The 23,635-nt window shown below is 40.6% G+C and carries 15 protein-coding genes; 7 read left to right on the top strand and 8 right to left on the bottom strand.

The genetic code is table 11. From position 1 onward, the window contains the following. Positions 1-82: 82 nt before the first annotated feature. The 3 genes from ACE1CI_RS03860 (at position 83) to ACE1CI_RS03850 (ending at position 931) form a co-directional block, all read left to right on the top strand. A complete protein-coding gene (locus ACE1CI_RS03860; protein WP_413267443.1) occupies positions 83-268 on the top strand; it encodes a hypothetical protein in 186 nt (61 codons plus the stop codon). A gap of 140 nt (positions 269-408) precedes the next feature. Then, complete coding sequence (locus tag ACE1CI_RS03855; protein ID WP_413267444.1) at positions 409-594, top strand: hypothetical protein; 186 nt, start codon at positions 409-411, stop codon at positions 592-594. After that, entirely contained in the window at positions 575-931 is a 357-nt protein-coding gene (locus ACE1CI_RS03850) for a type II toxin-antitoxin system PemK/MazF family toxin (RefSeq protein ID WP_413267445.1), read from the top strand. Before ACE1CI_RS03855 ends, ACE1CI_RS03850 begins: the two co-directional genes overlap by 20 nt. 80 nt (positions 932-1,011) lie before the next feature. Here the strand turns inward: ACE1CI_RS03850 and ACE1CI_RS03845 are convergent, their stop codons facing one another. Continuing rightward, positions 1,012-1,452, bottom strand: coding sequence for a DUF4332 domain-containing protein (locus ACE1CI_RS03845; protein ID WP_413267446.1), 441 nt, complete (start codon positions 1,450-1,452; stop codon positions 1,012-1,014). A gap of 831 nt (positions 1,453-2,283) precedes the next feature. On the opposite strand from ACE1CI_RS03845, the gene ltrA reads away from it, so the two are divergent. Together ltrA and ACE1CI_RS03835 are read left to right on the top strand one after the other, a co-directional pair. Further along, on the top strand, positions 2,284-3,924 hold the full coding sequence (gene ltrA, locus ACE1CI_RS03840) for a group II intron reverse transcriptase/maturase (RefSeq protein ID WP_496615221.1): 1,641 nt from the start codon (positions 2,284-2,286) through the stop codon (positions 3,922-3,924). Between the two features lie 268 nt (positions 3,925-4,192). Next, complete coding sequence (locus tag ACE1CI_RS03835; protein ID WP_413266929.1) at positions 4,193-5,602, top strand: aminopeptidase P family protein; 1,410 nt, start codon at positions 4,193-4,195, stop codon at positions 5,600-5,602. A 178-nt stretch (positions 5,603-5,780) separates the two neighbouring features. Here ACE1CI_RS03835 and ACE1CI_RS03830 read toward each other — a convergent pair whose 3' ends face one another. After that, positions 5,781-6,746: an isopenicillin N synthase family dioxygenase gene (locus tag ACE1CI_RS03830; RefSeq protein WP_413266930.1), complete on the bottom strand. Its 966-nt coding sequence runs from the start codon at positions 6,744-6,746 to the stop codon at positions 5,781-5,783. 32 nt (positions 6,747-6,778) lie between these two features. On the opposite strand from ACE1CI_RS03830, the gene ACE1CI_RS03825 reads away from it, so the two are divergent. Next, positions 6,779-7,249 carry a hypothetical protein gene (locus tag ACE1CI_RS03825; protein ID WP_496615220.1) on the top strand — a complete coding sequence of 157 codons (471 nt, stop codon included), beginning with the start codon at positions 6,779-6,781 and terminating at the stop codon, positions 7,247-7,249. 123 nt (positions 7,250-7,372) lie between these two features. On the opposite strand, the gene ACE1CI_RS03820 is transcribed toward ACE1CI_RS03825, so the two are convergent. From ACE1CI_RS03820 to ACE1CI_RS03810, 3 genes are all read right to left on the bottom strand, one after another. Beyond that, positions 7,373-11,335 (bottom strand): choice-of-anchor D domain-containing protein, encoded by a 3,963-nt coding sequence (locus ACE1CI_RS03820; protein WP_413266932.1) that lies wholly within the window; start codon positions 11,333-11,335, stop codon positions 7,373-7,375. A gap of 579 nt (positions 11,336-11,914) precedes the next feature. Continuing rightward, complete coding sequence (locus ACE1CI_RS03815) at positions 11,915-13,336, bottom strand: hybrid sensor histidine kinase/response regulator (protein WP_413266933.1); 1,422 nt, start codon at positions 13,334-13,336, stop codon at positions 11,915-11,917. A 124-nt stretch (positions 13,337-13,460) separates the two neighbouring features. Then, positions 13,461-18,833: a trifunctional serine/threonine-protein kinase/ATP-binding protein/sensor histidine kinase gene (locus ACE1CI_RS03810; RefSeq protein WP_413266934.1), complete on the bottom strand. Its 5,373-nt coding sequence runs from the start codon at positions 18,831-18,833 to the stop codon at positions 13,461-13,463. A 125-nt stretch (positions 18,834-18,958) separates the two neighbouring features. Here ACE1CI_RS03810 and ACE1CI_RS03805 point away from each other — a divergent pair, with 125 nt between their 5' ends. After that, complete coding sequence (locus ACE1CI_RS03805; protein ID WP_413266935.1) at positions 18,959-20,305, top strand: amidohydrolase family protein; 1,347 nt, start codon at positions 18,959-18,961, stop codon at positions 20,303-20,305. A gap of 283 nt (positions 20,306-20,588) precedes the next feature. On the opposite strand, the gene ACE1CI_RS03800 is transcribed toward ACE1CI_RS03805, so the two are convergent. The 3 genes from ACE1CI_RS03800 to codB form a co-directional block, all read right to left on the bottom strand. Continuing rightward, positions 20,589-21,977, bottom strand: a complete 1,389-nt coding sequence (locus ACE1CI_RS03800; protein ID WP_413266936.1) for an AtzE family amidohydrolase — start codon at positions 21,975-21,977, stop codon at positions 20,589-20,591. A gap of 125 nt (positions 21,978-22,102) precedes the next feature. After that, a complete protein-coding gene (locus ACE1CI_RS03795; protein ID WP_413266937.1) occupies positions 22,103-22,291 on the bottom strand; it encodes a DUF4089 domain-containing protein in 189 nt (62 codons plus the stop codon). A gap of 54 nt (positions 22,292-22,345) precedes the next feature. Next, positions 22,346-23,629, bottom strand: coding sequence for a cytosine permease (gene codB, locus ACE1CI_RS03790; RefSeq protein WP_413266938.1), 1,284 nt, complete (start codon positions 23,627-23,629; stop codon positions 22,346-22,348). Between the last annotated feature and the right edge of the window lie 6 nt (positions 23,630-23,635).

The following is a 23,635-nucleotide window of genomic DNA, read 5'->3' as shown; positions in this document are numbered from 1 at the left end:
GCTGAAAAGTTTTCATGGATGCTTTAATTCAAGAACTTGATCTGAAACTACAGTTCATCGTTTAGCTAATGGAACTGAAGCAATGGGTGATTTTGTTAATGGTAATGGAAGTACACCCAAACAGGAACCTTTGATTAACACAAATAGAATTTTGCACAGTGGACTGGATATGTATTTTGAGATTGCTTCAGATTTAAAACCTATTCCAGAAAATACAGTTGAAGCTTGGAAAAATAAACTTAACTTTCAAGCCAATTTCACTTTATAGAGTGCGTCGGACAGTATAATTTTAAGTAAAAACTGCATGATATAGGGGAATTAAAGAAACTTTTATTGCCGCTGAAGTGCTGGTTGCTATGATATAGCTTAACATAGAACTAGACAACCATCATCGCTGAAAAGTTTTTCATGGATGCTTTAATTCAAGAACTTGATATGAAACTGCGTCAATGGCAACCTGATATTGCCCAGCAAGTACGGCAATACCTAACGGAACTCATTGAATTAGCAGACCAAGATGCGCTAGATTTGGTGCGATCGAGAGTTGTAGAACAAGAAGTGTTAGATTTAATTGATGAATCCGAAACCTGGTGAAGTGTGGCTGGTTGATTTAGGGCTTGTAGCAAAGCAACGCCCTGTTGTGATCGTATCTCGCTTTGATTCTAACCCACCTCGCGCTTTAGTTCTTTATGTACCAGTAACTACCCAAAATCGCGGTAGTTCTTACGAAGTTGCCCTGCCCAAATTATCCTTTTTACAACGTGACTCTGTTGTTAATGTTCAAGGTCTAGGTTCTATTCCAACTGTGAGACTTGAGAGAAAACTGGGTGTACTACCCGATGAAGTCATGCTCAGAATCAGGCAAGCTTTGAGATTTGCCCTAGATTTGGAAGTTGAAGAACAGCAGGACGATACACTGAATGGAAATTAAATCTCTTCTAGTACCTTGGCGCATAAGGTTAATCAACCATTTGCGATGTTTTTCAAACAATATTCACAACCAACTACCAACTACCTAACGATCGTTTTCGCTTGTTGAATCCAACAAGTAACTTCTTCCACAGGGGGACAAAGGTCACGACGCTGCATTGTGGAAACTTGTAATTTTAAAATTTGTTGATGTACTTTGTGGGCGGAACTTTGGGCTAGTTGGTTGACGGAGGCGATGCCAGCGTGTAACAGTAAGCCGCAGTATTGACAACCGACGCTGGGAATCCGGGCTAAATCTGCTAATGCTACCCATTTTTGGACGTGATGTACGGGTTTCTGTAATTGACTAGCTAAGGCTAATTTTTTTTCCGAGGTATTTGCTTTTACCAACAATTGCACAGTAGTATTGATGCCACATTCGGAGAGTTGGGCGCAGTCTTGGGCACTCAATCCGGGTAGTTGTACAATTGACCAATCACTAAACTTGATGCTGTTTTTCGCAGCATTGGGCTGAAGAGTCATTCTTTTGTCCTACTCTCAAACTTAACTCTTTTGTTATTCTGAGGAAGTTTATCTGAAACAAAAACCTAACTCAAGCATCGAAGCACTACTATAACTTATGAGGTTTTCAAATAGATAGCAAATTGTTAAAATCATAAGTTAAACTTTGAATGCCAGTGCCAATTTAGAACACTGGTATCCTGAAATTGATGATCCTTTAACCGTCAGTTCGACGGGGTTTGCCTGTGGAGCGCGACCTGAACTGGTCATCTAGAATGAGGAACCCTGTCCTCTAGGAGTTTCACACTTCCTACCCTCACGTAAAAGACTGTTAAAAGAGTCCGGTCACGGTTTAGTAGGTAACGAAACAACCGGAATGCAGACCACGAAAGTAGCCGAAGCTATCAGCCTAAGATAGTTAGGAGCAAGAGGGATTTCTTTGAACGGTGAACGCAAGTGAACTGTCACAAGCTGCGTCATCAAACGAGGAACCAAATAAGGCTGAAAGGTTCCTATGAGGGGGCTAAAGACTTCCACATTCTTAAACCGTGTGAACAATAAACCTCATCGCAGTATAGACAGCACCTAACAAAGAAAAGAAAACTAGACGATACAACAGGGTAAACCCTACAAGGTCTAGGGAAAGGTCGAAAACCCTAGTAAGTCAAAGGCAACAATGACAGAAACCCCTGGAGGGTAGAGGATGGGTGAAAAAGCGAATGCTGATTTGTAATGAATCAGATAGAGGTTCAAAATTTGCCTCTGACCGAAAGGAAAGCAGACTTCACCTGGGTCTTATACGAAAGACGAAATGACTAAGAAATCGAATCTGATGACAAGTTAGATACCGCCATGAAAATGACAGTAAACGGACAAAAGAAACAGCTAGAAGATTGGAGCCAAATTAATTGGCGACAAGCCCGAAAAGCTGTGAGAAATCTACGTCAAAGAATCTTTCGTGCCAAACAACTTGGGTTATTTCGTAAGCTACGAAGCCTACAAAAGTTAATGCTAAGAAGCTACGCAAACCTACTGTTAGCAGTCAGACAAATCACTCAAACCAATGACGGTAAAAAGACGGCAGGGATTGACAAGGAGGTTATAAACACCCCCGCACAAAGAGTGAAATTTGTACGTAATTGGAAAGGAACAAAACCCAGTCCCACAAGACGAATTATGATTCCTAAACCAAACGGCAAAAAACGTCCTCTTGGTATCCCAACCATTAGAGATAGAGTCATGCAAGTAGTAGTGAAAAACGCACTAGAACCCGAATGGGAAGCCATGTTTGAAGACAATTCCTATGGCTTCAGACCCGGTAGAAGTTGTCAAGATGCAATAGAACAATCCTTCATCAGGGTATGCAAAGGAAGAGACAACTGGGTACTAGAAGCTGACATCAAAGGTTTTTTCGACAACATTGCCCACGAAGCCATTCTCGACAGTATTAGCCACTTTCCACAAAGAAAGTTAATAAGAGAATGGTTAAAAGCTGGATTCATGTTCCAAGGGAAAATTAACCCGACAGAACTTGGCACACCACAAGGAGGGGTAATATCCCCGCTCCTAGCCAACATAGGATTGCATGGGTTAGAAACATACATAAAATCCACCAATCCGAAACTTGGCGTGGTGAGATACGCTGATGATTTCATAGTTACAGCTAGGGACAAAGGAAGTCTCGAAAAAGCACAAATCCAGATTCAGCAATGGATGAGAGAAAGAGGCTTAGAACTCAGCACTGAGAAGACGCTAATCACGTCAATGGAAGATGGTTTCGACTTCCTTGGTTTTAATCTAAGACACTATAGCGGTAAACTGCTAACCAAACCATCCAAAAAGAAAGTATTAGCTTTCTGTAAAAGGATAGGAGAGGAAATCAAACGTCTGAATGGTCAAGAACAAGAAGTAGTCATCAGAAAACTGAATCCGATTCTCAGGGGTTTTGCTAACTATTACAAAGGTGGAGTTAGCAAAGAAACCTTCAGCTATATCTCACACCGAGTATGGCAATACCTTTGGCATTGGGCAAAGCGTAGACACCCCAAGAAAGGCAAAAAGTGGGTGAAAAACCGTTACTTTAAGACCATCCAAAATAATCAATGGACGTTCGCCTGCGAAAGCGAACGCCGTAGGAAAAAGGTGACAATCACCCTATATCCTATCTCAAAAACACCCATTGAAAGGCACATAAAGGTTAAAGGTAGCGCGTCACCAGATGACCCGTCCCTAAAAGATTATTGGGATAAACGTCACCAAAAGAACGGGAAATCATACTGGGAGAAAGGCTCAAAATATTACGAAGTAGCCCTTCTCCAAAATTGGAAATGTCCCATCTGCGGTGAACTATTAATCAATGGGGAAGAGGTAGAAACCCACCACATAGTACCTGTAGCTAAAGGCGGTCTAGACGACACAGACAACCTACAGCACTTACACGCAGCGTGCCACAAACAGGTACATTCAAAACCCAAGTTGAAAGGCTTGAAATAAGGCTTGAGCCGGATGATGGGAAACTGTCAAGTCCGGTTCTTAGGGGAGGTGCGGGTAGTGATACCCAATCCTTACCCGACGAGTCACATCAACTTAAGAGCATCGCTGTTAAGGATTCGATGAAGCAGGAAGTAAACATCGAATTTACTTGGTTCGCGCTTTCGCTGTTCGACTTTGGTAAATTTGAGTAAGTTTTACAGAACGGTTAGTTCAGATAATGCAACTCACGATCGAAAGGCCAGCGGAGTCAATTAACAATTTTCCTTTTATGCTGACACAAACAGCTTCTTTGGCGGAGACTAATGGCAGCCGGGTTTCCCTTGCTGATGCTCTTCGCAAAAGACGGCAAAAACTCTTTAAGATGATTAATTTTCCGGTCGTCCTCTGGTCAGGGGTTCGCAGTTCTCGGAATTATCCGGGAAATCAGCTACCTTTTCGCGCCAGCAGCCATTTTCTTTACTTTGCTGGCATACCTCTGGAAAATGTGGCGATTCGTATGGAACCACCAGGGACGCTGGAACTGTACATGGATGACCCCAGTTTAGATGATGAACTGTGGCATGGGAAACAGTTACTCAGGGAAGAAGTTGCTGAACTGATTGGGGCAAATATTGCTTTCCCAATGTCAGAATTGTGGTCGAGGGCATACAGTAGCGCTACAATTCCAGTTCAGGATGTTTACCTGCAACAGCAACAGTCAAATATGCTGCATCGTTGGCTGTATTCGGCTAGTTCCTTAAGTTGGATTGACTGGGAATTAGCTTATGCGATCGTCCAACTACGCCTTTGTCATGATGCTGCTGCTATTGCTGAGTTACGCAAGGCGGCTGCTTGTACGGTACAGGCGCATCGGGCAGGAATGGCGGCGACTCGTCACGCTAAGTTTGAGGCCCAAGTACGGGCGGCAATGGAAAATGTGATTTTAGCCCAGCAGATGACTTGTGCTTATAACAGCATTGTCACGGTTCATGGGGAAGTGCTGCACAACGAACAGCATTACCGGGCGATAAATCCGGGGGATTTGTTGCTGGCGGATGTGGGTGCGGAAACGGCGCTGGGGTGGGCTTCTGATGTGACGCGCACTTGGCCTGTTTCGGGCAAGTTTTCACCGACGCAACGTGATATTTATGAGGTGGTGCGATCGGCCCATGATGCCTGTATCGCTAAAATTGCGCCAGGGGTGGAATATAAGGATATTCATCTTCAGGCGGCGACAACTCTCACCTACGGGTTGGTACAGTTGGGCATCCTGAAAGGGGATGTGGAAGAGTTGGTGGAAAATGATGTTCATGCGGCATTTTTCCCTCATGGTATTGGGCATTTAATTGGTTTAGATGTTCATGATATGGAGGATTTGGGCGATTTGTCGGGGTATGAGTTGGGGCGGACAAGAAGCGATCGCTTTGGCTTAAAATTCCTCCGTTTGGATCGTCCTTTGCAAGCGGGAATGTTGGTAAGTATTGAACCAGGTTTCTATCAAGTTCCTTCACTTTTGAATTATCCCGATCGCAGAGAATCTTTCCAAGAGTTTGTAGACTGGGATCGCTTGGCGCAATTCTCTGATGTGCGGGGAATTCGCATTGAAAACGATGTGTTAGTTACGGATTCTGGTTGTGAGGTAATTACTGGTGAATTGCCCACTCATCCAGATGCGATCGAACATATTGTTAACAGCTAAATTAATTTTAGATTTTGGATTTTCTCAGATCTGGCAGCAATGGAGGTAGAACCTCTTTTCACCTCGTTCCCAGGTTCAACCGGGGAACGAGAAACTCCAGGCTCCGCCTCTTGGTGCTGTGATCTCAGATTTTAGATTTTCAGAGTTTTATCTAAAATCTAAAATCGAAAATCTAAAATCAGTAGGTTGCTTGCAATCGACTAAGCAAATAATCACCAGCCGAGATGGGGGGATAAAGTTGCGGAAAATCCTCCCTTACACAACTCGAAATAGCTTCAATTAGGGTATCATCATTTGGATGGCAGAAAAAAGCAATAGAATAACGAGAAACCGCTTTTTTCTCATCTTCAGGAATCATTACTCGATGTTTGGTAGAACAAAAAACGTGATTTGTCCATCGCTGCATTAAGTCACCTGTGTTCACTAAAATTGTATCTGGAATTGTCGGTGCAGCAATCCATTTTCCTGCGGTTGTACAAACTTCTAATCCGCCAATTTCATTTTGAAATAATAAGGTAATGCTGCCATAATCTGAATGTTCGCCTGCTCTTACTTGTCCGGGTTTTGGTGTTTGTTGTAAAGGTGGATAATGCAGTAAGCGTAGGGTGTGGTTTTGGTCTGTGTGGGTATTTGTGAAGAAGTTTGTTGGTTGTTGCAGGGCGATCGCAAATGCTTCTAAAATAATGTTCGCTGTTTCTGTACAAGCTTGATAAAATTTTAACACTGTTTCTCGAAAATTTTCATCTCCCGTAGGCCAGCGATTACAAGTTAAACTAGAGTTCTTTTGTTCTAAATTTAAGTTAGTTGAATTATCTTCTTTGCCCACATTAAAAGCTTCTTTTAAATCTCCTGGTTGTTCAGGATTGAGGCTTTCTCTTTCTACGCCAACATAACCTCTATTACTAAATTCATCTGACCAAGCTAATTTGCTTTTAACTTCTATTGGTAAAGCAAAAAACTTTTTCGCTTCTCTAAAAATTTGCTGAATTAAATTTTTGGATATGCCTGGATTTTTGATATACATAAAGCCTATTTCTTGACAAGCTTGATAAACTTGGTTAGCAATTAATTTTTTCTTACTGGCATCTTCATTAATAAAAGGAGCAAAATCAATAACAGGAATTTCAGTAAAGATAGTAGACATTTTAACCTCCGGCTTTTAGTACGTAGTTGCGCTTGGGCGGTAATAAGAGCGCCCAAGCGCAACAACGTACCTATTTCTCAGTAACTAGGAACAATGCTACCTTAAATGCGATCGTTAGTTTAATTCACCCAAACCCCAAGTTGGATATGAGAACAGTCATCATCACCGCAATTGCTATTAGTTTAAATAGTCTCGTTCTTCCTGGCTATGCTCAGACAGATCCATCTAATAGAACAAATACCGAGCAAAGTCAAGAAGAATTGTTAGCTTGTACTGCGAGGAAAAATGATAAAAATCCGCGTTTAGGTGGTTGGCAACAACTTATTGGTAGACAGCGTGCGGAAGCAGAAAGAAGCGCTTATGAAACTGGTGGTTTGTTTACTACTGTTTCTCCTACACAAGCTACTATTGTCACAAAAACCGGAGAAATTATCAATATCAGTTTTGGTGAGCAAGATCAAATTATTATGGGAGTTTGTCGCAGTCGTAAAGTAGAAAATTAAACTTAAGCGAGATCCCCGACTTCTCCAAGAAGTCGGGGATCTATATAACACAAATTAAACTTAAGCGAGATCCCCGACTTCTCCAAGAAGTCGGGGATCTATATAACACTCTATCGAACTTGCTTAGTTGAAGAAACTAAAACTTTCTGCTGTTGGTGCTGCATCCAATTTAACAATGTTTGTTGCATCACCAGTTTGATTGGCAATTGGATCGAAACCTAAATACTGAACTCCACTAGCAGAGTATACAAAGTAAGTTGCGGAACCCGAACTACCATTTTGTGCTGCTAATGCTGAATCCACAGCAGCAATATCGGAAAATGAGAGACTGTTGTCAAAGAGAACCAGGTTTTTGCCGCTAATATTTGTACCATCAGCTGACAATTGAGTAACAGTTACTGGGGTAATACTAGAAATACCTCCGAAGTTGGCAACAGCAAATTGCAGTTTGTCTTCATTAGGTGCAAAACCGATGATTTGGTCGGTAATACCTTGGGGTGGAACATTTGTCCAAGTAATAATATCTGCACCACCACGAGGAGTGATAATATCAACACCGTTATCATCTCCTTGGATTCTATCTCGACCTTCACTGCCCAATATTTCTACGGGTGCAGCAGGATTTCTTACTGTAGCACCAATGACAAAATCAAAGGGATTTTGGTTTGGATCGTTAGTCTTAAATGAGAGAGTTCCTTGCAAATCAGTGACTGTTGTTGTGTTTACATTAATGCTGAAAGTAGCTGTGCTATTGGGTGCGATCGTACTAGGAAAATCACCTTGTAAGTTAAATCCATCAGGTAAAGTCAAGTTACTTAAAACCAGATCTTGACTATTACTAACATTTTTGATGGTAAAGGTTTTTGACAGGCTTTGCCCAACATCAACAATTCCCAAGTCGAAGACGTTAGTACTACCATCGGTAATTTCCGAACCCCCATCTAAAACTTCAATTGTGCCACCTCCATTAGAAGAAGTTGCTTCGTTAACTGTGGCTTTAATGCCAAAATTGAAGGGGTTTTCGTCACTGTCGCTAGTTTTAAAACTTAAAGTACCATCAGGATTAGCAACTTTGGAAGTGTCCACATTAATGGTGATAGTTTTTTCGCTATTGGGTGCAATACTGTCAGGAAAAGTTCCAGCTAAACTGAATCCACTGGGTAAACTCAAATCGCTTAAAGTGAGTGTTCCTTGAGTGCTGGTATTTTTAATAGTGAAGATTTTGCTGAGATTGTCACCCACTTTAGCTGTACCAAAGTCAACGGGAATAGGACTACCATCCGTGAGATTAAAAATCCCTTGATCTAGAACTTCAATTTCGCCGCCTTGAGAGGAAGGGGAAGAAGTTCCTTGGTTAACTGTGGCTTTAATGTTGAAATTAAAGGGGTTTTCGTCACTGTCGCTAGTTTTAAAACTTAAAGTACCGTCAGGTTTAGCAACAGTGGAAGTGTCTACATTAATGGTGATAGTTTTTTCGCTGTTGGGTGCAATGCTGTTAGGAAGATTCCCGACTAAAGTGAATCCACTGGGTAAACTCAAATCGCTTAAAGTGAGTGTTCCTTGAGTGCTGGTATTTTTAATCGTGAAGGTTTTGCTGAGATTGTCGCCCACTTTAGCTGTACCAAAGTCAAGGGGGTTAGAACTACCATCGCTGATGTCAACACCATTGTCTAACACTTCAATTTCGCCGCCTTGAGGGGAAGGGGAAGAAGTTCCTTGGTTAACTGTGGCTTGAATGTTGAAATTAAAGGGGTTGTCGCTACTATCGCTGGTTTTAAAACTTAAAGTGCCTTGAGGATTAGCAACAGTGGAAGTGTCCACATTAATGGTGATAGTTTTTTCGGTGTTGGGTGCAATGCTGTTAGGAAATGTTCCGACTAAACTGAATCCATCGGGTAAGGTTAAATCGCTTAAAGTGAGTGCTTTTTGACTGCTGGTATTTTTAATGGTGAAAGTGTGGCTGAGAGTTCCACCGAGATTAACTGTACCAAAGTCGATCGCACTAGTACTATCATCACTAACTTCGCTACCATCATTAAAGATTTGAATTGCGCTTTCTGTTGGGCTGGGGGTAGTATTATCACCGATTGCAGCCTTAACAGCGAAGTTAAAAGGACTTTCATTTCGGTCATTGTTATTGATTGATATTACCCCTTGGCGATTACCTGCTTTTGTTGTATCAACTGATAAGGTAAAGGTGGCTTTACTATTAGGATCGACACTACCAGGGACATTTCCTACTAAACAATAACCATCGGGTATTTCCCAACTATTAATGTTCAGAGTATCAGTGGGGCTGGTATTTTGAATTGTGAAGGTTTTAGTTAGGTCATCACCAACCGCAGCGCTACCAAAATCAACGCTTCCTGTATTATCAGGAATCCCTGTTCCGCCAACGAACAAATCAATTTCTGGGTTTAATGTTGAGGAGGATACACCTTCATTATCAACAATGGTGAGGACGGTAGTATCTTGTTTGCCAATTGTTGCGCCACCTGTACAATCACACAAGGTCAAATTAACAGTTTCATTACCTTCAGTTAGTGCGTCATCAGTGATGGGAATATCGATCGTTTTAGGAGTATTATCTCCATCTTCCCATTCCACTGTGATAAAGCTGTTGTCATAATCTACGGGTGAGGCTAAGGGTGACGATCCACCAATGGCAGTACCACCATTTATTAACAGCTTGGCACTTACGGCACCGTTACTATTACCATTGCGATTCACTGTTACTGATGCTACTGGTGTGCCATCTTCGTTAACAGCAAAGGTGGGGCTGCTAAATTGAATAGTTCCTGCTTCTGCTGCTGATACACCACCGCCATTAGAACCACCATTATTATTATTTCCGCCACCATTATCATTATCTACAATGGTCACGGTAGCTTTTTGAGGTTGTTCAACTGTGGCACCGTTGAAGGGGAAACCTAAACTTAAATCAAATGTTTCTTGACCTTCGGCTATGTTATCTCCAACTATGGGAATAGTAACAGTTCTGCTGGTTTGTCCGGGGGCAAAATCAACGGCAATTGGGTTGCCATTGTAGTCAGTTGGTGATTTGGCAGTGCCGTCGCTGGTAAATAATGTAGCGCTGACTGCTTGATTAATTTCGCCTGTACGATTGATGGTAACAGCGAGCCCAGGCGTACCTTCTTCTGTAACGCTATATGTTGGCTGAGCAAATGATAAGTAGTTATTGATGCTAATAGTTGAGTAAGTGAAGTCAGCTTTAGTAATTGTGTTGAGGTCAACTCCTTGTAGGTTGGCTAAATACTGACCTGTAGATTTATCTTGAATTAAGGTATTAGCTGCGTTTTCTCCAGTACCTTGGACAATATTTAAGTTATCAAAAGTTAGCTCACCTGTTAAGGCGATTAAATCTAAACCTTTACCAAAATCTGTAATCACATCAGCTTGTGCGATCGTACTTCCACCTGTACTCTGAAAACCATCTACATCGTTGCGTCTACCAATTACAAATACATCATCGCCAATCCCACCAGTTAAGGTATCTGCGCCTAAATCTCCCCAAAGAACATCGTTAGCTTTGTCGCCAAAAAGTTGGTCATTTTCTTGACCACCGTATATGGTATCGTTGCTTTGTCCGCCGTAAATTGTGTCGTTACCTTTGTTACCATAAAGTATATCTGATTCTTCGTTGCCAGCGACTAAATCGTTGTCAGCACCCCCAAATAAGGTATCTTTTCCTTGTCCTCCGTATAGGAAGTCTTTGCCATCTCCGGCAAAGTCTACATCTTCATAAGGAGCACCATATATTACGTCGTCTCCTCGATCGCCAATGAGAGTGTCGCTACCTAAATCACCTAATATAGTATCCTGACCGTTGTCACCAGTAATAAAATCATTATTCTGACCCCCACGCAACATTTCGGCACTTTGACTGCCTCTAATTGTGTCGCTGCCTTGGTTGCCATTGATCATATCTAAGTCTTGATTAGCAATTAGAATATCTGCGCTTTCTGCGCCTAAAATTGTGTCTGTATTTTCTAATCCGGCAATAGAATCGGGTGCAGGTGTACCAATGATTAATTTATTGTCAATTGCTGCTTGTGAAATAGCCATTTTAAACTCCTGACCGCCTAATAAATTGATATCTATATGTTTAGGCTATCTATCAGGTCTATTTATTTACCTCTTCACTTATATAGATCATTAAATTGAAATATTTTAAAGGAATATGTTATTCATCTTCCTATTTATAGGTTTATTTCCGACCACAGGCATATTATTAAAAATATCTAAAAAAGGTTTTTCCTGTGATTTAGCAGATAGTTAGCTCAGCAATTTACATGGTTTTGTTAATAGCAAGCTCAAGTATAATATGAGGGTTTGAGAACTAAGTTTCTGCCAATTAACCGAGTCGATCGATAATATCTACTTTATGACTGGTGCGAAAATAATTCCTGGATCTTCTAAGTATTTCGCTACTGTTAAAATTAATGATTTTTTGTTGGGTGCGCCGATCGGATAATTATTCGCAGGCGATCGCGCAACGCCGAAATCTCCGTGCTTAAATGTACCAAGTTGCGGGAATTAATGCACCTGCGATATAGAGCGCGTATGTGGCAATATCAAAATCTTGGAGGCGAGATTTGATGTTTTTAACGGGAAAGATCAGCCAAATCAAGTTATTCGGGAAGGTCAAAGTCGGGGAGCAGATGTGCGATCGTCTGATGCTGAAGAAGGCAGAACGATCGCAAACTCAGAACCTTCTCCTGGGGATGAGATTACTTCTATGCTGCCGCCATGTTTTTCGACTACAATTTGACGAACGATCGCTAATCCTAATCCCCTAGCTCCTTGGGCAGGTTTGGTGGTAAAAAATGGTTCACAAGCTTGTTGTTTAACTACTTCGGACATCCCCACACCGTTATCTTGAATGCGAATGACAATGTGTGTTTCATGCTTAATAGCTGTCTGAATGGTAATGCGATTGGGATTTGCTTGAATATCTGCGAAACTGCGTCCTCGATTAGATTCTTTCACTGCATCAATAGCATTGTTGAGCAGATTCATCAATACTTGATTTAATTCTCCGGGGAAGCATTCAACCAAAGGTATATTGCCATATTCTTTCAATACTTCAATTGCTGGATGATAGTTGTTTGCCCTCAAGCGATGTTTCAGAATCAGCAGAGTGCTGTCGATACATTCATGAATATTAACTGTAGTAGCACCATTATCAGTTTTGGAAAAGGTGGTTAAACAGCTACTTAAGTGGCGCAAGCGATAGATTCCTTCCTTGGTTGAGCTAATCAGTTTAGGTAAGTCATTATGGAGGTATTCTAGGTCAATTTCCTCGATTTTTGATTTAATATCGGCGCAAATGCTAGGACATTGTTGCTCCTGCAATTCAACTAGGTGCAATAAATTTGTTACTGATTCTTCGAGCAAACTCAAGTTACCGGAAATCCATCCCAAAGGATTATTAATTTCGTAAGCAATCCCAGTGACAAGATGACCCAAAGTAGACATTTTTTCGCTTTGAATTAGCTGAAGTTGAGTTTTTTCTAAAGTATGTAAAGCTTGAGCTAAGTTGTTAGCTTGTGTTTCTAGGTCGATCGCATTTTGGTATGCACGTAAAGCTGAAACCACAGCAGTAATCAGTTTTTGTCGGGTTAGTTCAGTTTTAAGTTTATAGTCGTTGATTTTGTAAGCAATAATCACCGATTCTTCTGGCGCTTCCCCTGGTTGACCTGTGCGTAAAATAATTTGAATGTTTTGATTGTTCAGTTCCTCTCGGATATACCGCACCACCTGTAATCCTGCATCGTTGGTTTCCATAACCACATCTAGCAAAATGAAAGCAATATCAGGATTTTCCCCAATTAATTGCTTTGCTTCCGAACCGGAGTATGCACAGAGAAAATTCAAGGATTTATTCTCAAAAGCAAAGTTTTTTAAGGCTAACTTTGTCGCTTGGTGGACAGTCGGATCGTCATCTACGATCGCCACTTTCCAAGCGTTAACTTCCCCATCGATTAAATCAGTGTCATCTTCTACTATCAAAAAATCGTCATTCTCATCATCTAATAGAAGTTGGTTGTTATTATCCATAATCATCGACTTATCCTCAACAATAAACGAAATATAGTTTGGAGATTTGTAGGGCAATTCATGAATTGCCAACACTGAGTTTTTAATTTTGAGTTAAGGAATTTTTGGCTCCTTTGAGTTCCCCTGCTTCCTAAACAGGGAATTTCATTATAAATAGAGTTCCCGAACCAGGTTCGCTACTAACATCGATCGTTCCTTGAAGTTTTTGGGTAACTAAGTTGTGAACTATGTGTAACCCTAAACCGCTACCTCCTTGATTTCTTGCTGTAGTAAAAAATGGATTGAATATTTTATCCAAATTTTCTTGAAGAATACCACAACCATCATCACTGTACTGAATGATTACCTCTTGATTTTGTTGGTAAATTTCTAATTGCAAATTTCCGCTCTCTCCGGGTTGATAGGCGTGGGTGAGGGAGTTTACTACTAAATTGGTGACAATTTGTGCCAACGCACCTGGATAACTGTCAATGGTGATAGTTTCATCACCTTCTATTGTTAGGATATGACCAGCTTGTTTGAATTGAGGTGCAAGGCTAAGTAAGACTTCTTCTAAATAAGATTTTACGCCAAAAGTGCGCTTTTCTAAATTAGCTTGATCCACAGCTACTTGTTTGAAGCTTTGAATTAATTCTCCGGCACGTTGGAGATTATGTAAAATCAAGTTTGTACTTTCGCTTGCTACCTCCAAATAGTTGTTGAGAGTCGATCGCTTTAATTCTCCTTGTTCCACAGCATTTTTAAATGTTTGTGTAGCATCAGCTAAGGTAGAAGCTACGGTAATGCTGGTGCCAACTGGTGTGTTAATTTCATGTGCTACTCCCGCTACTAAGCTACCTAAAGCTGCCATTTTTTCTGATTCTACAAGCCTTTTTTGAGTTGCTTTCAAATCTTCTAAAGCTTGAGAAAGTTCTTGGGTGCGTTCTACTACTTTTTGTTCTAAGGTACTGTAAAGAATGGCGTTTTCCAAAGAGATGGCGGCTTGAGAAGAGAGTAGCTGGAGGACTTCTAAGCGATCGCTCGTAAAGGCTCCACAAGTAACATTATTTTCTAAATAAAGTATACCAATTAATTTGCCCTGATTGAGTATTGGAGTACACAAAAAACTCTTGGGTTGATTGGCAACGAAATAAGCATCGGTGGCAAAGGAAGTAGGAATTATCGCATCGTTAATTAGCAGAGTTTCTTGGGTACGTTTAACGAAATTGATTACAGGCAAAGGAACCTCTGTACTTGATTCTACAGGTACACTTAACCGCTGGAAATCCCGCGAACCAAAACAGCGAGCTACAATTTCTAAATTTCCCTCACGGTTAAGGATTAACATTCCGCGATCTGCGCCTGCATTTTCCATCACTACTTGCATCAATTTAGCCAGTAATTGATCGATTTGAATTTCCCCAGACAAAGCTTGTGATGCTTTAATTACTGCTGCTAAATCAAGTAAATCTAGCGCCTCAGAATTACTAGAAGTTTCCTGAGACACGGATATGTTGGTATCAGTATTTTCGAGAAATTCTCGGTTGCCTAGAGTGGCTTGCATTGACTGAAAGTAACGGATTTCTGGTTCAATAATTGAAGTAAGTAGTTGGGAATAACGTTGTTTTAAATCCTGAACTTTGATTTTGGCTCCCCAACGTTCATAAGTATAGTAAGCATCGACTAGATAAACTTGAGCCAACTTATCTCTACCTTGACTTAAATAAAATTCGGCGGCGAGTTCATTAGCTAAAGCTTCTTCTTGGAGATAATTGTTTTGTTTAGCGCCTTGAATTGCTCGATCGTATAATTCGGCTGCTTGCCAACTTCTTCCCAAAACTCGCAGATTTTCGGCGGCGATTAAATCATATTTATGTTGATAGTTCATTGGCGCATGATTCGCCCAAATTTGCATTTTTTCTTGATTGGCGTTGACTTGTTCTAAATAGGCGTTGCGGGTATCTTCTGTTGCTGTATTGGCACAAGCTAGTAAGGCAAGGGAATAGTAAAAGTAGTGTTCAGCAAAAACATCCATCCCGCCAACTGCTATGACATATTCATTTGCCGATCGCGCATTTGACAAAGCTTGCTGAAAGTCTTTTAAGAAATAACAAAGTATGGCTTTGCAGTTATACACCGAAAAGATTGACATTACCGTTTTCTTGGCAATCAACTCTGGTATCATAGTTATTTCATCAAAACTTTCGCCTATCAGTTGATATTTTGCTGGCGATTTTCCTTGGAATTGTAACCCTAATTGGCGAATAATACTGGTGTGATGAATCAGAAATTCTTGTTTATTCTTCCGCATTACATTGATATATTTCTCTTGTTCCTGAGTTACATAATCCAAAGGTTGACCGACGAAAAAGAGATTGTGGCAGTAAATAGTTGCACTATAACCTGCATATTCTAAATCTCCTACATCTATTCCCACTTGAAATGATTTGAGCAAAGGATCGAGAGTTGTCACTAAAGGATCTTGCCAATGTTTGACAAATCCATAAAATACTTCTTCTGTCCGACAATTAATTTCGCTGACACTAAATTGGGACAATAAATTCACGCCTAATTGCCCAAATTGATATCCCGCTTTAATATCTCCTAAAACTCCACAAAGTAACCAACCATAGAAAACATAAGCAAAGGTTGCTAAGGGTGAATTGCCATATTTTACGCACAAATCCACCATTTTAAACCCTAAAAGTGGCATCAAATGAGGATAGCCAATCAAGACTGGAGCAAACAAAATCATTAAAATTCGCATTGCTTCTAACTTGTTGGGATCGGTCATTAAATCTAAGCGAGATAAATCCTCAATTTGCTGAATTCCCTGAATGCTCATTTGTTCTTGAAGTTGGCTGACAAAGGTAGATGGTGCATCGGGATTTTCTGGTAATTCAACTCCTAAAATTTGTAAAGCTGTTGTCGCTGTTGGTAATACTTCAGCCAGCCGATTTTGGGTGATTAAAAGCAATAATTGCTTGGCATAAACTTTAACTTGATCTAGTCCATTGTTGGCACATTTAAGCGCAATTTGGGCTAAAAATTCGGCTTTTTTAAAGTTAGCGTTTAGGTACTCGGCTTCGATCGCTTCTAAATAAACATTAATCGCTTGCTCATATTCTGTTTCCCAGCAATCCTCACTCAGCAAATTTAAAGCGACATTCAAATATTTAGCAGCAAGTTCATAAGCTGTAGCTAATTTTGCTTTGCGCCCAGCAATGCGATTGAGTTGAATTAATTCTGCTTTTTCTGATGCAATTGTAATTTCTTCAGCACAGACGTTGAGATGGTTAACAATTTCAAAAATATTTTCTTCCCTTTTTTCTCCAGGGGTATTTTGTAAAAGCAATTTGCCTATTTGTTGGTGGGTGGAATTTTTCTCGGCTTGAGGAATCAGAAAATAGGCGGCTTGTTGTACTCGGTCATGCAAAAATTTGTAAGCAGCCAGATCGTTTAAATCACATATTAATGGAGAATTGACTTTTTCTAATTCATTTTGTTGGAAAAACTTGTAAACTTCATTTTTAGGAATTATCAATCCTTCTTGTAATGCTAACCATAAATCATTGGCGATTTCTGTGGAGGTTTTTTGGGCGACGATCGCTAAGGTATGCAAATCAAATTCGTTGCCAATACAAGCGGCAAGTTTCAGGGCATTTTGGGTATTTTTGGGCAATTTTTGCAGTTGTTGTCCCATGAATTCCACAATATCATCTGTTGGCGCTAATGTCTTGACTTGGGCCATGTCACATTGCCAGTAGCCAAGCTCAAAATTAAAGCTAATAACCTGTTCTTCATGTAAATATTTGATGAATTGATTGCTGAAAAATGGATTCCCTTTGGTTTTTTTATACACTAATTCAGTGAGTGGAAATACCAGGTCTAATGGACAATTTAGGGTGTCAGCAATTAATTGATTTAAGTCTAATAAAGCTAAAGGCGGCAGAGTAATTGTGTTGACAGTTGCTCCCAATTTTTGCAGTTTCTCTAAAGTTAAAATTAATGGATGTGTGGGACTAACTTCGTTATCTCGATAAGCGCCAATTAATAACAAATAACCAGCATCAGTTTCGCTCATCAATAATTGGATTAATTTCAAGGAAGCGGAGTCTGTCCACTGCAAGTCATCAATAAAAATTGTCAGGGGGTGTTCTTGATTTGCGAAGACTTGAATAAACTTTTGAAACAGGAGATTAAATCGATTTTGCGCTGCTTCGCCAAAAAGTTCGGGAACTGCTGGTTGATGACCGATAATTTGTTCAAGTTCGGGAATAACTTCGATAATTACTTGACCGTTTTCTCCCAAAGCGGCTAAAATTTTTCTCTGCCATTGTTGGAGTTGTTCATCACTTTCACTGAGCAATTGTTCCATTAAATCTCGGAAAGCTTGGACAAAGGCGGAAAAGGGAATGTTTCGCCCAAATTGGTCAAATTTTCCTTTGATAAAATAGCCTCTTTGTCGGACAATTGGTTTGTGAACTTCGTTGACAACTGCGGTTTTACCAATACCAGAAAATCCCGCCACAAGTATGAGTTCGCTACTACCTTGACTGACGCGATCGAACGCATCTAATAATGTGTTAATTTCTGTTTGACGACCATAAAGTTTTTCGGAAATGACAAAGCGATCGCAAATGTCCCGTTTACCTAACTCAAATAATTGAATATTTCCGGTTTCTTGCCATTGATTTAAACAAATTTCTAAATCATGTTTAATTCCCAAGGCACTTTGATAACGATCTTCGGCATTTTTTGCCATCAGCTTATCAATGATTTTTGATAATACTAAGGGAATGGTAGGATTTAAACAGTGGACGGCGATCGGTTGTTTGGTAAGGTGAGAATGTACCAATTCCATTGGATCGTTAGTGGGAAAAGGCAGTCTCCCAGTTAGTAATTCGTAAAAAGTCACTCCCAGAGAATAAAAATCTGTGCGATAATCAATTCCCCTATTCATTCTTCCAGTTTGTTCTGGGGAAATATAGGCTAGAGTACCTTCAAAAATTTTAGTACCTTTGATTTCCTGCGTTTCTCTCTTAAGTAGGGAAGCGATACTAAAGTCAATGAGTTTAACTTGTTTGGTAATGGGATTAATAACAATATTTGCAGGTTTGATATCTTTGTGTATAATTCGTTGGCTGTAGAGTCCATCTAAAGCGGTGACTATTTGGAAAGCGATCGCAAAAAACTCTGCTAAATCAAAAGTTTTATTTGCTAAATATTCTTTTAAAGAAATGCCGCCAAAATCCTCCATAATTAGGAGATAACTATTGCGGTAATTTTCTAAGCAGTAGCAGCGGATCACTCCTGGTAAATCAAGATTTTTCGCGATCGCGTACTGATTCCGAAATTGCAACAATTCTCTAAAGCTGGGATATTCCTGTTTGAGTAGTTTGATAACTACAGGTTGCTCGTCTAATTCCCTAACTGCTCGATATACCAAAGTTTTCGCACCTGTGTACAATTGCTCGGTAATGCGATAGCCAGGAATCTTGGTGCTAATATTGATCGCTTCCATATCCATAACTCATCAACTGTTCAAGATTATTATTCCCAAAGGAGGAAGACAAAAAAGCATCAAATATTATTCGTTTCTCAAATTTTAAAATTTACACAGGACAGAACATAAAGGGTAAATCAAAAATGTCTAATTGGCTAATTTCAGGCGGAACGATTCTGACTAGCGACGATGCTGGTACGGTGATCGAAAACGGATATGTTTTAGTAGCAGGGAACGAAATTGTCGCTGTTGGCAGTGGTGAACCTGAAAATACCAATGTCGAGCGAGCGATCGATGCAACTGGAATGTTAGTTTGTCCCGGATTCATCAACGCCCATACCCATTTATGTATGATTTTAGGACGTTCTTTGGGTAGCGATCGTACTCTATTACACTGGCTTTCGGAAGCACAAATTCCCCTGATGCAAGCTTTTGAGCCGGAAGATTATGCTATTAGTATGGAATTGGGCGCGATCGAAAATTTGAAAGCAGGTAATACCACCATTTGCGAAGTATTTTTCACTCCCCATTACAGCGACGGAGTTGATGAAATTGCTGTCAATAGTTTAGATCGCACGGGTATTCGTTCCATATTTTTCCGTTGTACAAATGATGAAAACTTTTTTGACGGTTTTCTCGAAACTCGTTCTGATATTGTGCGCCGTTCCGAACACTTAATTTGTCATTGTCAAACTAGCCGAACTCGCATTGGTGTTGGCCCTTTAGTTCCTTGGAGTTCGAGTCCGAAAGCTTTTGAAGATGCGGTGCAAATTTCCCAAACAAAAAATGTACCTATTCACCTGCATACTTCCGAAACTCCAGAATACAACGACTTAGTAAGACAGCGTACTGGTAAAAGTAATGTGGAGATGTTAGCAGATGTGGGAGCATTAGGAGAACAAGTAATGTTGAATCATTGCGTTCATCTTTCTGACTCCGATATTGAGTTAATTGCTGAAACTAATTCTCACGTTATTCACGACCCTACAAGCAATATGATTTTAGCTTCTGGGGTAGCTCCAATTCCCAAGTTAAGAGCCAAAAATATTAATATTGGTTTGGCGTGCGATGGGCCTGCTTGTAACAACTCTCAAGATATGATTCAAACCATGAAAGATGCGGCACTTTTGCAAAAAGTTGTTACTGGTCAGCCAGATATTTTAGTAGCAAAAGATGTGTTTCGCATGGCAACGAGAGGTGGTGCAAAAGCGATCGGCATGGGCGATTCTTTAGGTGCGATTCAACCAGGTTTTTTGGCTGATTTGATTTTAATTGATACTCAAGTGCCGCACATGACTCCGCTACACGATCCGATCGCCATTTTAGTTTATTCAGCTAGAGGATCGGATGTACATACTGTTATGGTAGACGGGGAAATAGTGATGCGAAATCGCCAAATTTTGACGGTGGATGAAAAGGAAGTTATCGCCAAAGCAAGGGAGAGAGCTAGGAAAGCTTGGGAGCGATCCCAAGGGAGCAAAAAGTTTTAACATAATGTAGAGACGTTATATATAACGTCTCTACATTTTTTCCTCGTTCCCAGGTTCAACCAGGGAACGAGGACAAAGGAGGTTCCACCTCCTAGTTGTGCAAGATCTGAGTAGAAGCCAGAAGGTAGAAGGGAAGAATGGATAAACTGAGACTTGCGCTAAGAGGCAGAGCCTCTGTTTTTCGTTCCCTGGTTGAACCTGGGAACGAGACAAATGTAGAGACGTTATATATAACTTCTCTACATTATATATAAGCAGTTTTCTTGCCCCCTGTTCCCTAAAATCACTGTACGACTGGTGCAGCAACAATGCCTCGATCTTCTAAATATTTAGCTACTCGGAAAACTAAGGCTTCTTTGTAAGGTGCGCCGATAATTTGTACGCCTAAAGGTAAGTCGCCGGGACGTTGAACGGGTACAGAAATTATTGGTAAACCGATAAAAGATAAAGGTTGGGTAAATAATCCTAAGTTAGGACGAACTAACATTTCTTCGCCAGCAATTACCATTTTTTGTTGTCCAATTTCCGGGGCGGCGCAAGGTGTTGTTGGGGCGATAATTATATCTACATTGGTGAAAATTTCTCGGATGCGATCGCGATACCAACGCCGAAATCTTTGGGCTTGAATATACCAATTTGTAGGAATTAATGCTCCGGCGATAAAGCGATCGCGTGTGGCAATATCAAAATCTTGGGGGCGAGATTTGATGTTTTTTAAATGTAAATTTGCGCCTTCACTAGCAGTAATAATAAATGCCGCTGCTCTTGCTCGATGAGGTTCGGGAATAGTGACTATTTCAGTAGTATTTAAAGCGAGAGCAACTTTGGCGACTGCTGCTAATGCTTCGGGTTCGGCATTTTCGGCAAAATATTCGCCAGCAATGGCAATTCTTAAACCTTCAATTCCCTGATTTAATTGTGGTAAACAAGGTTCTGGTGGTCTTTTGGTACAAACTGGATCGCTCTTATCTTCGCCTTGCAAAACATCAAAAATGAGGGCGAGATCTCGGACCGATCGAGCAAAAGGCCCAATATGATCGAAACTAGAAGCGAATAAGAATGCACCCGATCGAGATAAACGACCATAAGTAGGTTTTAAACCGAAAATTCCGCAAAAAGCGGCGGGTACTCTAATCGATCCGTTGGTGTCGGAACCTAAAGTAATGGGTACGAGTCCAGCGGCGACAGCAGCAGCGGAACCACCGGAAGAACCGCCTGCAACACAGTTAAGATTATGCGGGTTTCGAGTTGGCCCATAGTGACTATTTTCGGTGACAAAACCGTAGGCATACTCGTCCATATTTAATGCGCCAACGAGAATTGCACCTGCTTTTTTCAACCTAGCAACTGCGGTAGCGTCACGGGTAGCTGGAGGATTTTCGGCGTTAATTTTTGAGCCTGCTAAAGTTGTAATTCCGGCAACATCAAATAGGTCTTTGACTGCAAAAGGAACTCCCGCTAAAATGCCAGGGTCTTTGCCTTCAGTAATAGATCGATCGATTTTTTCGGCTTCTGCCAAAGCGGTTTCAGCTATGACATTAGTGAAGCAATTATACTTGTAATTTCGGTCAGCAATTCGCGCCAATGATGCGGCGACAATTGATTTAGCCGAAACTTCTTTTTGTCTAACTACTTCAGCGATTTGGGTAGCATCAGGAAAACCGTAAGCCATTCGATTTTAGATTTTAGATTTTAGATTTTGGATTGAAGAAACTAGGTACGTTGTTGCGCTTCAGCGCTAGGTACGTTGTTGCGCTTCAGCGCTAAACTATAGCGAAGACAGCGCAACAACGTACTTTATGGTTCAAATATGGGTGCTGCTTCGATATTTTCAGGTAAAGGAAATTCTGTCACTAATTTAGCGATCGCCATAATTCGCTCAAAGTTTTGGATTACGCCTGGACGATGTTCGGGGTCGATCGGCAAATCAACTAATTGAGATATTGTATCAACATATTCAGCCGCAGTGGGTATTTTTTCTTCCATGATGCTGCTTTTGCCGTTGGTTTTGTTTTTAATATTTTAACAGCTAAATTGATTTTAGACTGGTCTATGGTGAGGACGGAAGACAAAACGGCGCAGAATAAAGTAAAGAACGATCGCGCAAATGATGCCGTTAATTGGTTTAATGCCTGGGGAGAAGTAAGCGATCGCACTTGCCAAAATATATGCAATAATTCCCGCCCAATTAAATGCAGGTTGCCGAGAATCTAAAGCCGGAAATTCTCCGCCTTTAATTAACCAATAATCTGCCATAATTACTCCACCAATGGGAGGAATAAAAGTACCGAGTAAGATTAAATAGGGGATGAGCAAATTATAAATTCCGCCCCAAGCGAGAATTAAAGCTACAGTAGCACCACCTAATACAAATGCTGTGCGTTTGTTGCTGCGAAAAAAATGCGAACCTGCAACAGAAAAGGCATAGATAGTGTTATCTTGAGTTGTCCACATATTGAGAAATAACAGTACCAACCCCCAAAAAAGTAAGCCTTGTTGTACCATTACTTGAACAATATCTTCATTGCCATAAACTAAAGCGCAAAATGCTCCACAAAAAATTAAAAACCCATTGGCAAATAAGAAAGCGGCAAAAGTACTAATTAAGGCAGTTTTTCCAGAGTTAGCGAAGCGACTCCAGTTAGTAGCTTGAGTACCACCAGAAACGAAAGTGCCGACAATAATTGTTAAAGCTTCTCCTAATTCTAAGGGTTTAGTTGGTTGAATTGCTTGTAAACTTTCCCAACCGCCGACTTTGGCAAATGCGATCGCCAAACTCCAAAACATTAAAATTAACATTGCTGGTACGGCAATGCGCGACAACCAATCCATTGCGCGATAACCAATATAAGCAGTTATACAAAAGAAATAAGTAAAAAACAGAATAATTAACCAATTCCAACTAGGAGGAACTCCTAACAGTTTATTGGCTAATTCTGCCATTAAAGCCGAACCCCAAGCAAACCAACCAATTTGAGTGAAACCTAAGATAAAATCTACCCAACGCGAACCAATTTTACCAAAACTAAACTGCGCCATTAATACTGTATTTAAACCAGTCTTAGCCGCAATATAACTAAGTGCAGAAGCGTAGGTTCCTAAAATTAAATTTCCGACAATAATGATGGCAATTAAATCGGGCCAAAAACGATAAGCGGGGCCAACTAAACCTCCGGCAAAGAGTGTTCCTGAGTACAGCGTAAAACCCATTAAAAGTGGTGCCAATGACCAAATAGATTTCCGCGAAGACTCAGGAACAGCGCTTAAGGGATAATCTTCGCTAGCTGATGTTTGCCGAATTAAATCTGGTTTCGTCGTGTTCATACCCAA

Origin of the sequence: Floridaenema flaviceps BLCC-F50, assembly GCF_041929275.2 — a bacterium.
Classification (GTDB): domain Bacteria; phylum Cyanobacteriota; class Cyanobacteriia; order Cyanobacteriales; family Aerosakkonemataceae; genus Floridanema; species Floridanema flaviceps.
Note: the sequence above shows the minus strand (reverse complement) of the source record. Positions and strands in the feature narration are given on the sequence as shown.

Excerpts from the sequence above, each read along its gene's own strand:
- ACE1CI_RS03795 (WP_413266937.1), bottom strand. The coding sequence starts at position 22,291 with ATGGAAGAAAAAATACCCACTGCGGCTGAATATGTTGATACAATATCT.
- ACE1CI_RS03830 (WP_413266930.1), bottom strand. The coding sequence starts at position 6,746 with ATGTCTACTATCTTTACTGAAATTCCTGTTATTGATTTTGCTCCTTTT.
- ACE1CI_RS03815 (WP_413266933.1), bottom strand. The coding sequence starts at position 13,336 with ATGATTATGGATAATAACAACCAACTTCTATTAGATGATGAGAATGAC.
- ACE1CI_RS03805 (WP_413266935.1), top strand. The coding sequence starts at position 18,959 with ATGTCTAATTGGCTAATTTCAGGCGGAACGATTCTGACTAGCGACGAT.
- ACE1CI_RS03835 (WP_413266929.1), top strand. The coding sequence starts at position 4,193 with ATGCTGACACAAACAGCTTCTTTGGCGGAGACTAATGGCAGCCGGGTT.
- ACE1CI_RS03855 (WP_413267444.1), top strand. The coding sequence starts at position 409 with ATGGATGCTTTAATTCAAGAACTTGATATGAAACTGCGTCAATGGCAA.
- ACE1CI_RS03800 (WP_413266936.1), bottom strand. The coding sequence starts at position 21,977 with ATGGCTTACGGTTTTCCTGATGCTACCCAAATCGCTGAAGTAGTTAGA.
- ltrA (WP_496615221.1), top strand. The coding sequence starts at position 2,284 with ATGAAAATGACAGTAAACGGACAAAAGAAACAGCTAGAAGATTGGAGC.
- codB (WP_413266938.1), bottom strand. The coding sequence starts at position 23,629 with ATGAACACGACGAAACCAGATTTAATTCGGCAAACATCAGCTAGCGAA.
- ACE1CI_RS03810 (WP_413266934.1), bottom strand. The coding sequence starts at position 18,833 with ATGGAAGCGATCAATATTAGCACCAAGATTCCTGGCTATCGCATTACC.
- ACE1CI_RS03850 (WP_413267445.1), top strand. The coding sequence starts at position 575 with ATGAATCCGAAACCTGGTGAAGTGTGGCTGGTTGATTTAGGGCTTGTA.
- ACE1CI_RS03820 (WP_413266932.1), bottom strand. The coding sequence starts at position 11,335 with ATGGCTATTTCACAAGCAGCAATTGACAATAAATTAATCATTGGTACA.
- ACE1CI_RS03860 (WP_413267443.1), top strand. The coding sequence starts at position 83 with ATGGGTGATTTTGTTAATGGTAATGGAAGTACACCCAAACAGGAACCT.
- ACE1CI_RS03845 (WP_413267446.1), bottom strand. The coding sequence starts at position 1,452 with ATGACTCTTCAGCCCAATGCTGCGAAAAACAGCATCAAGTTTAGTGAT.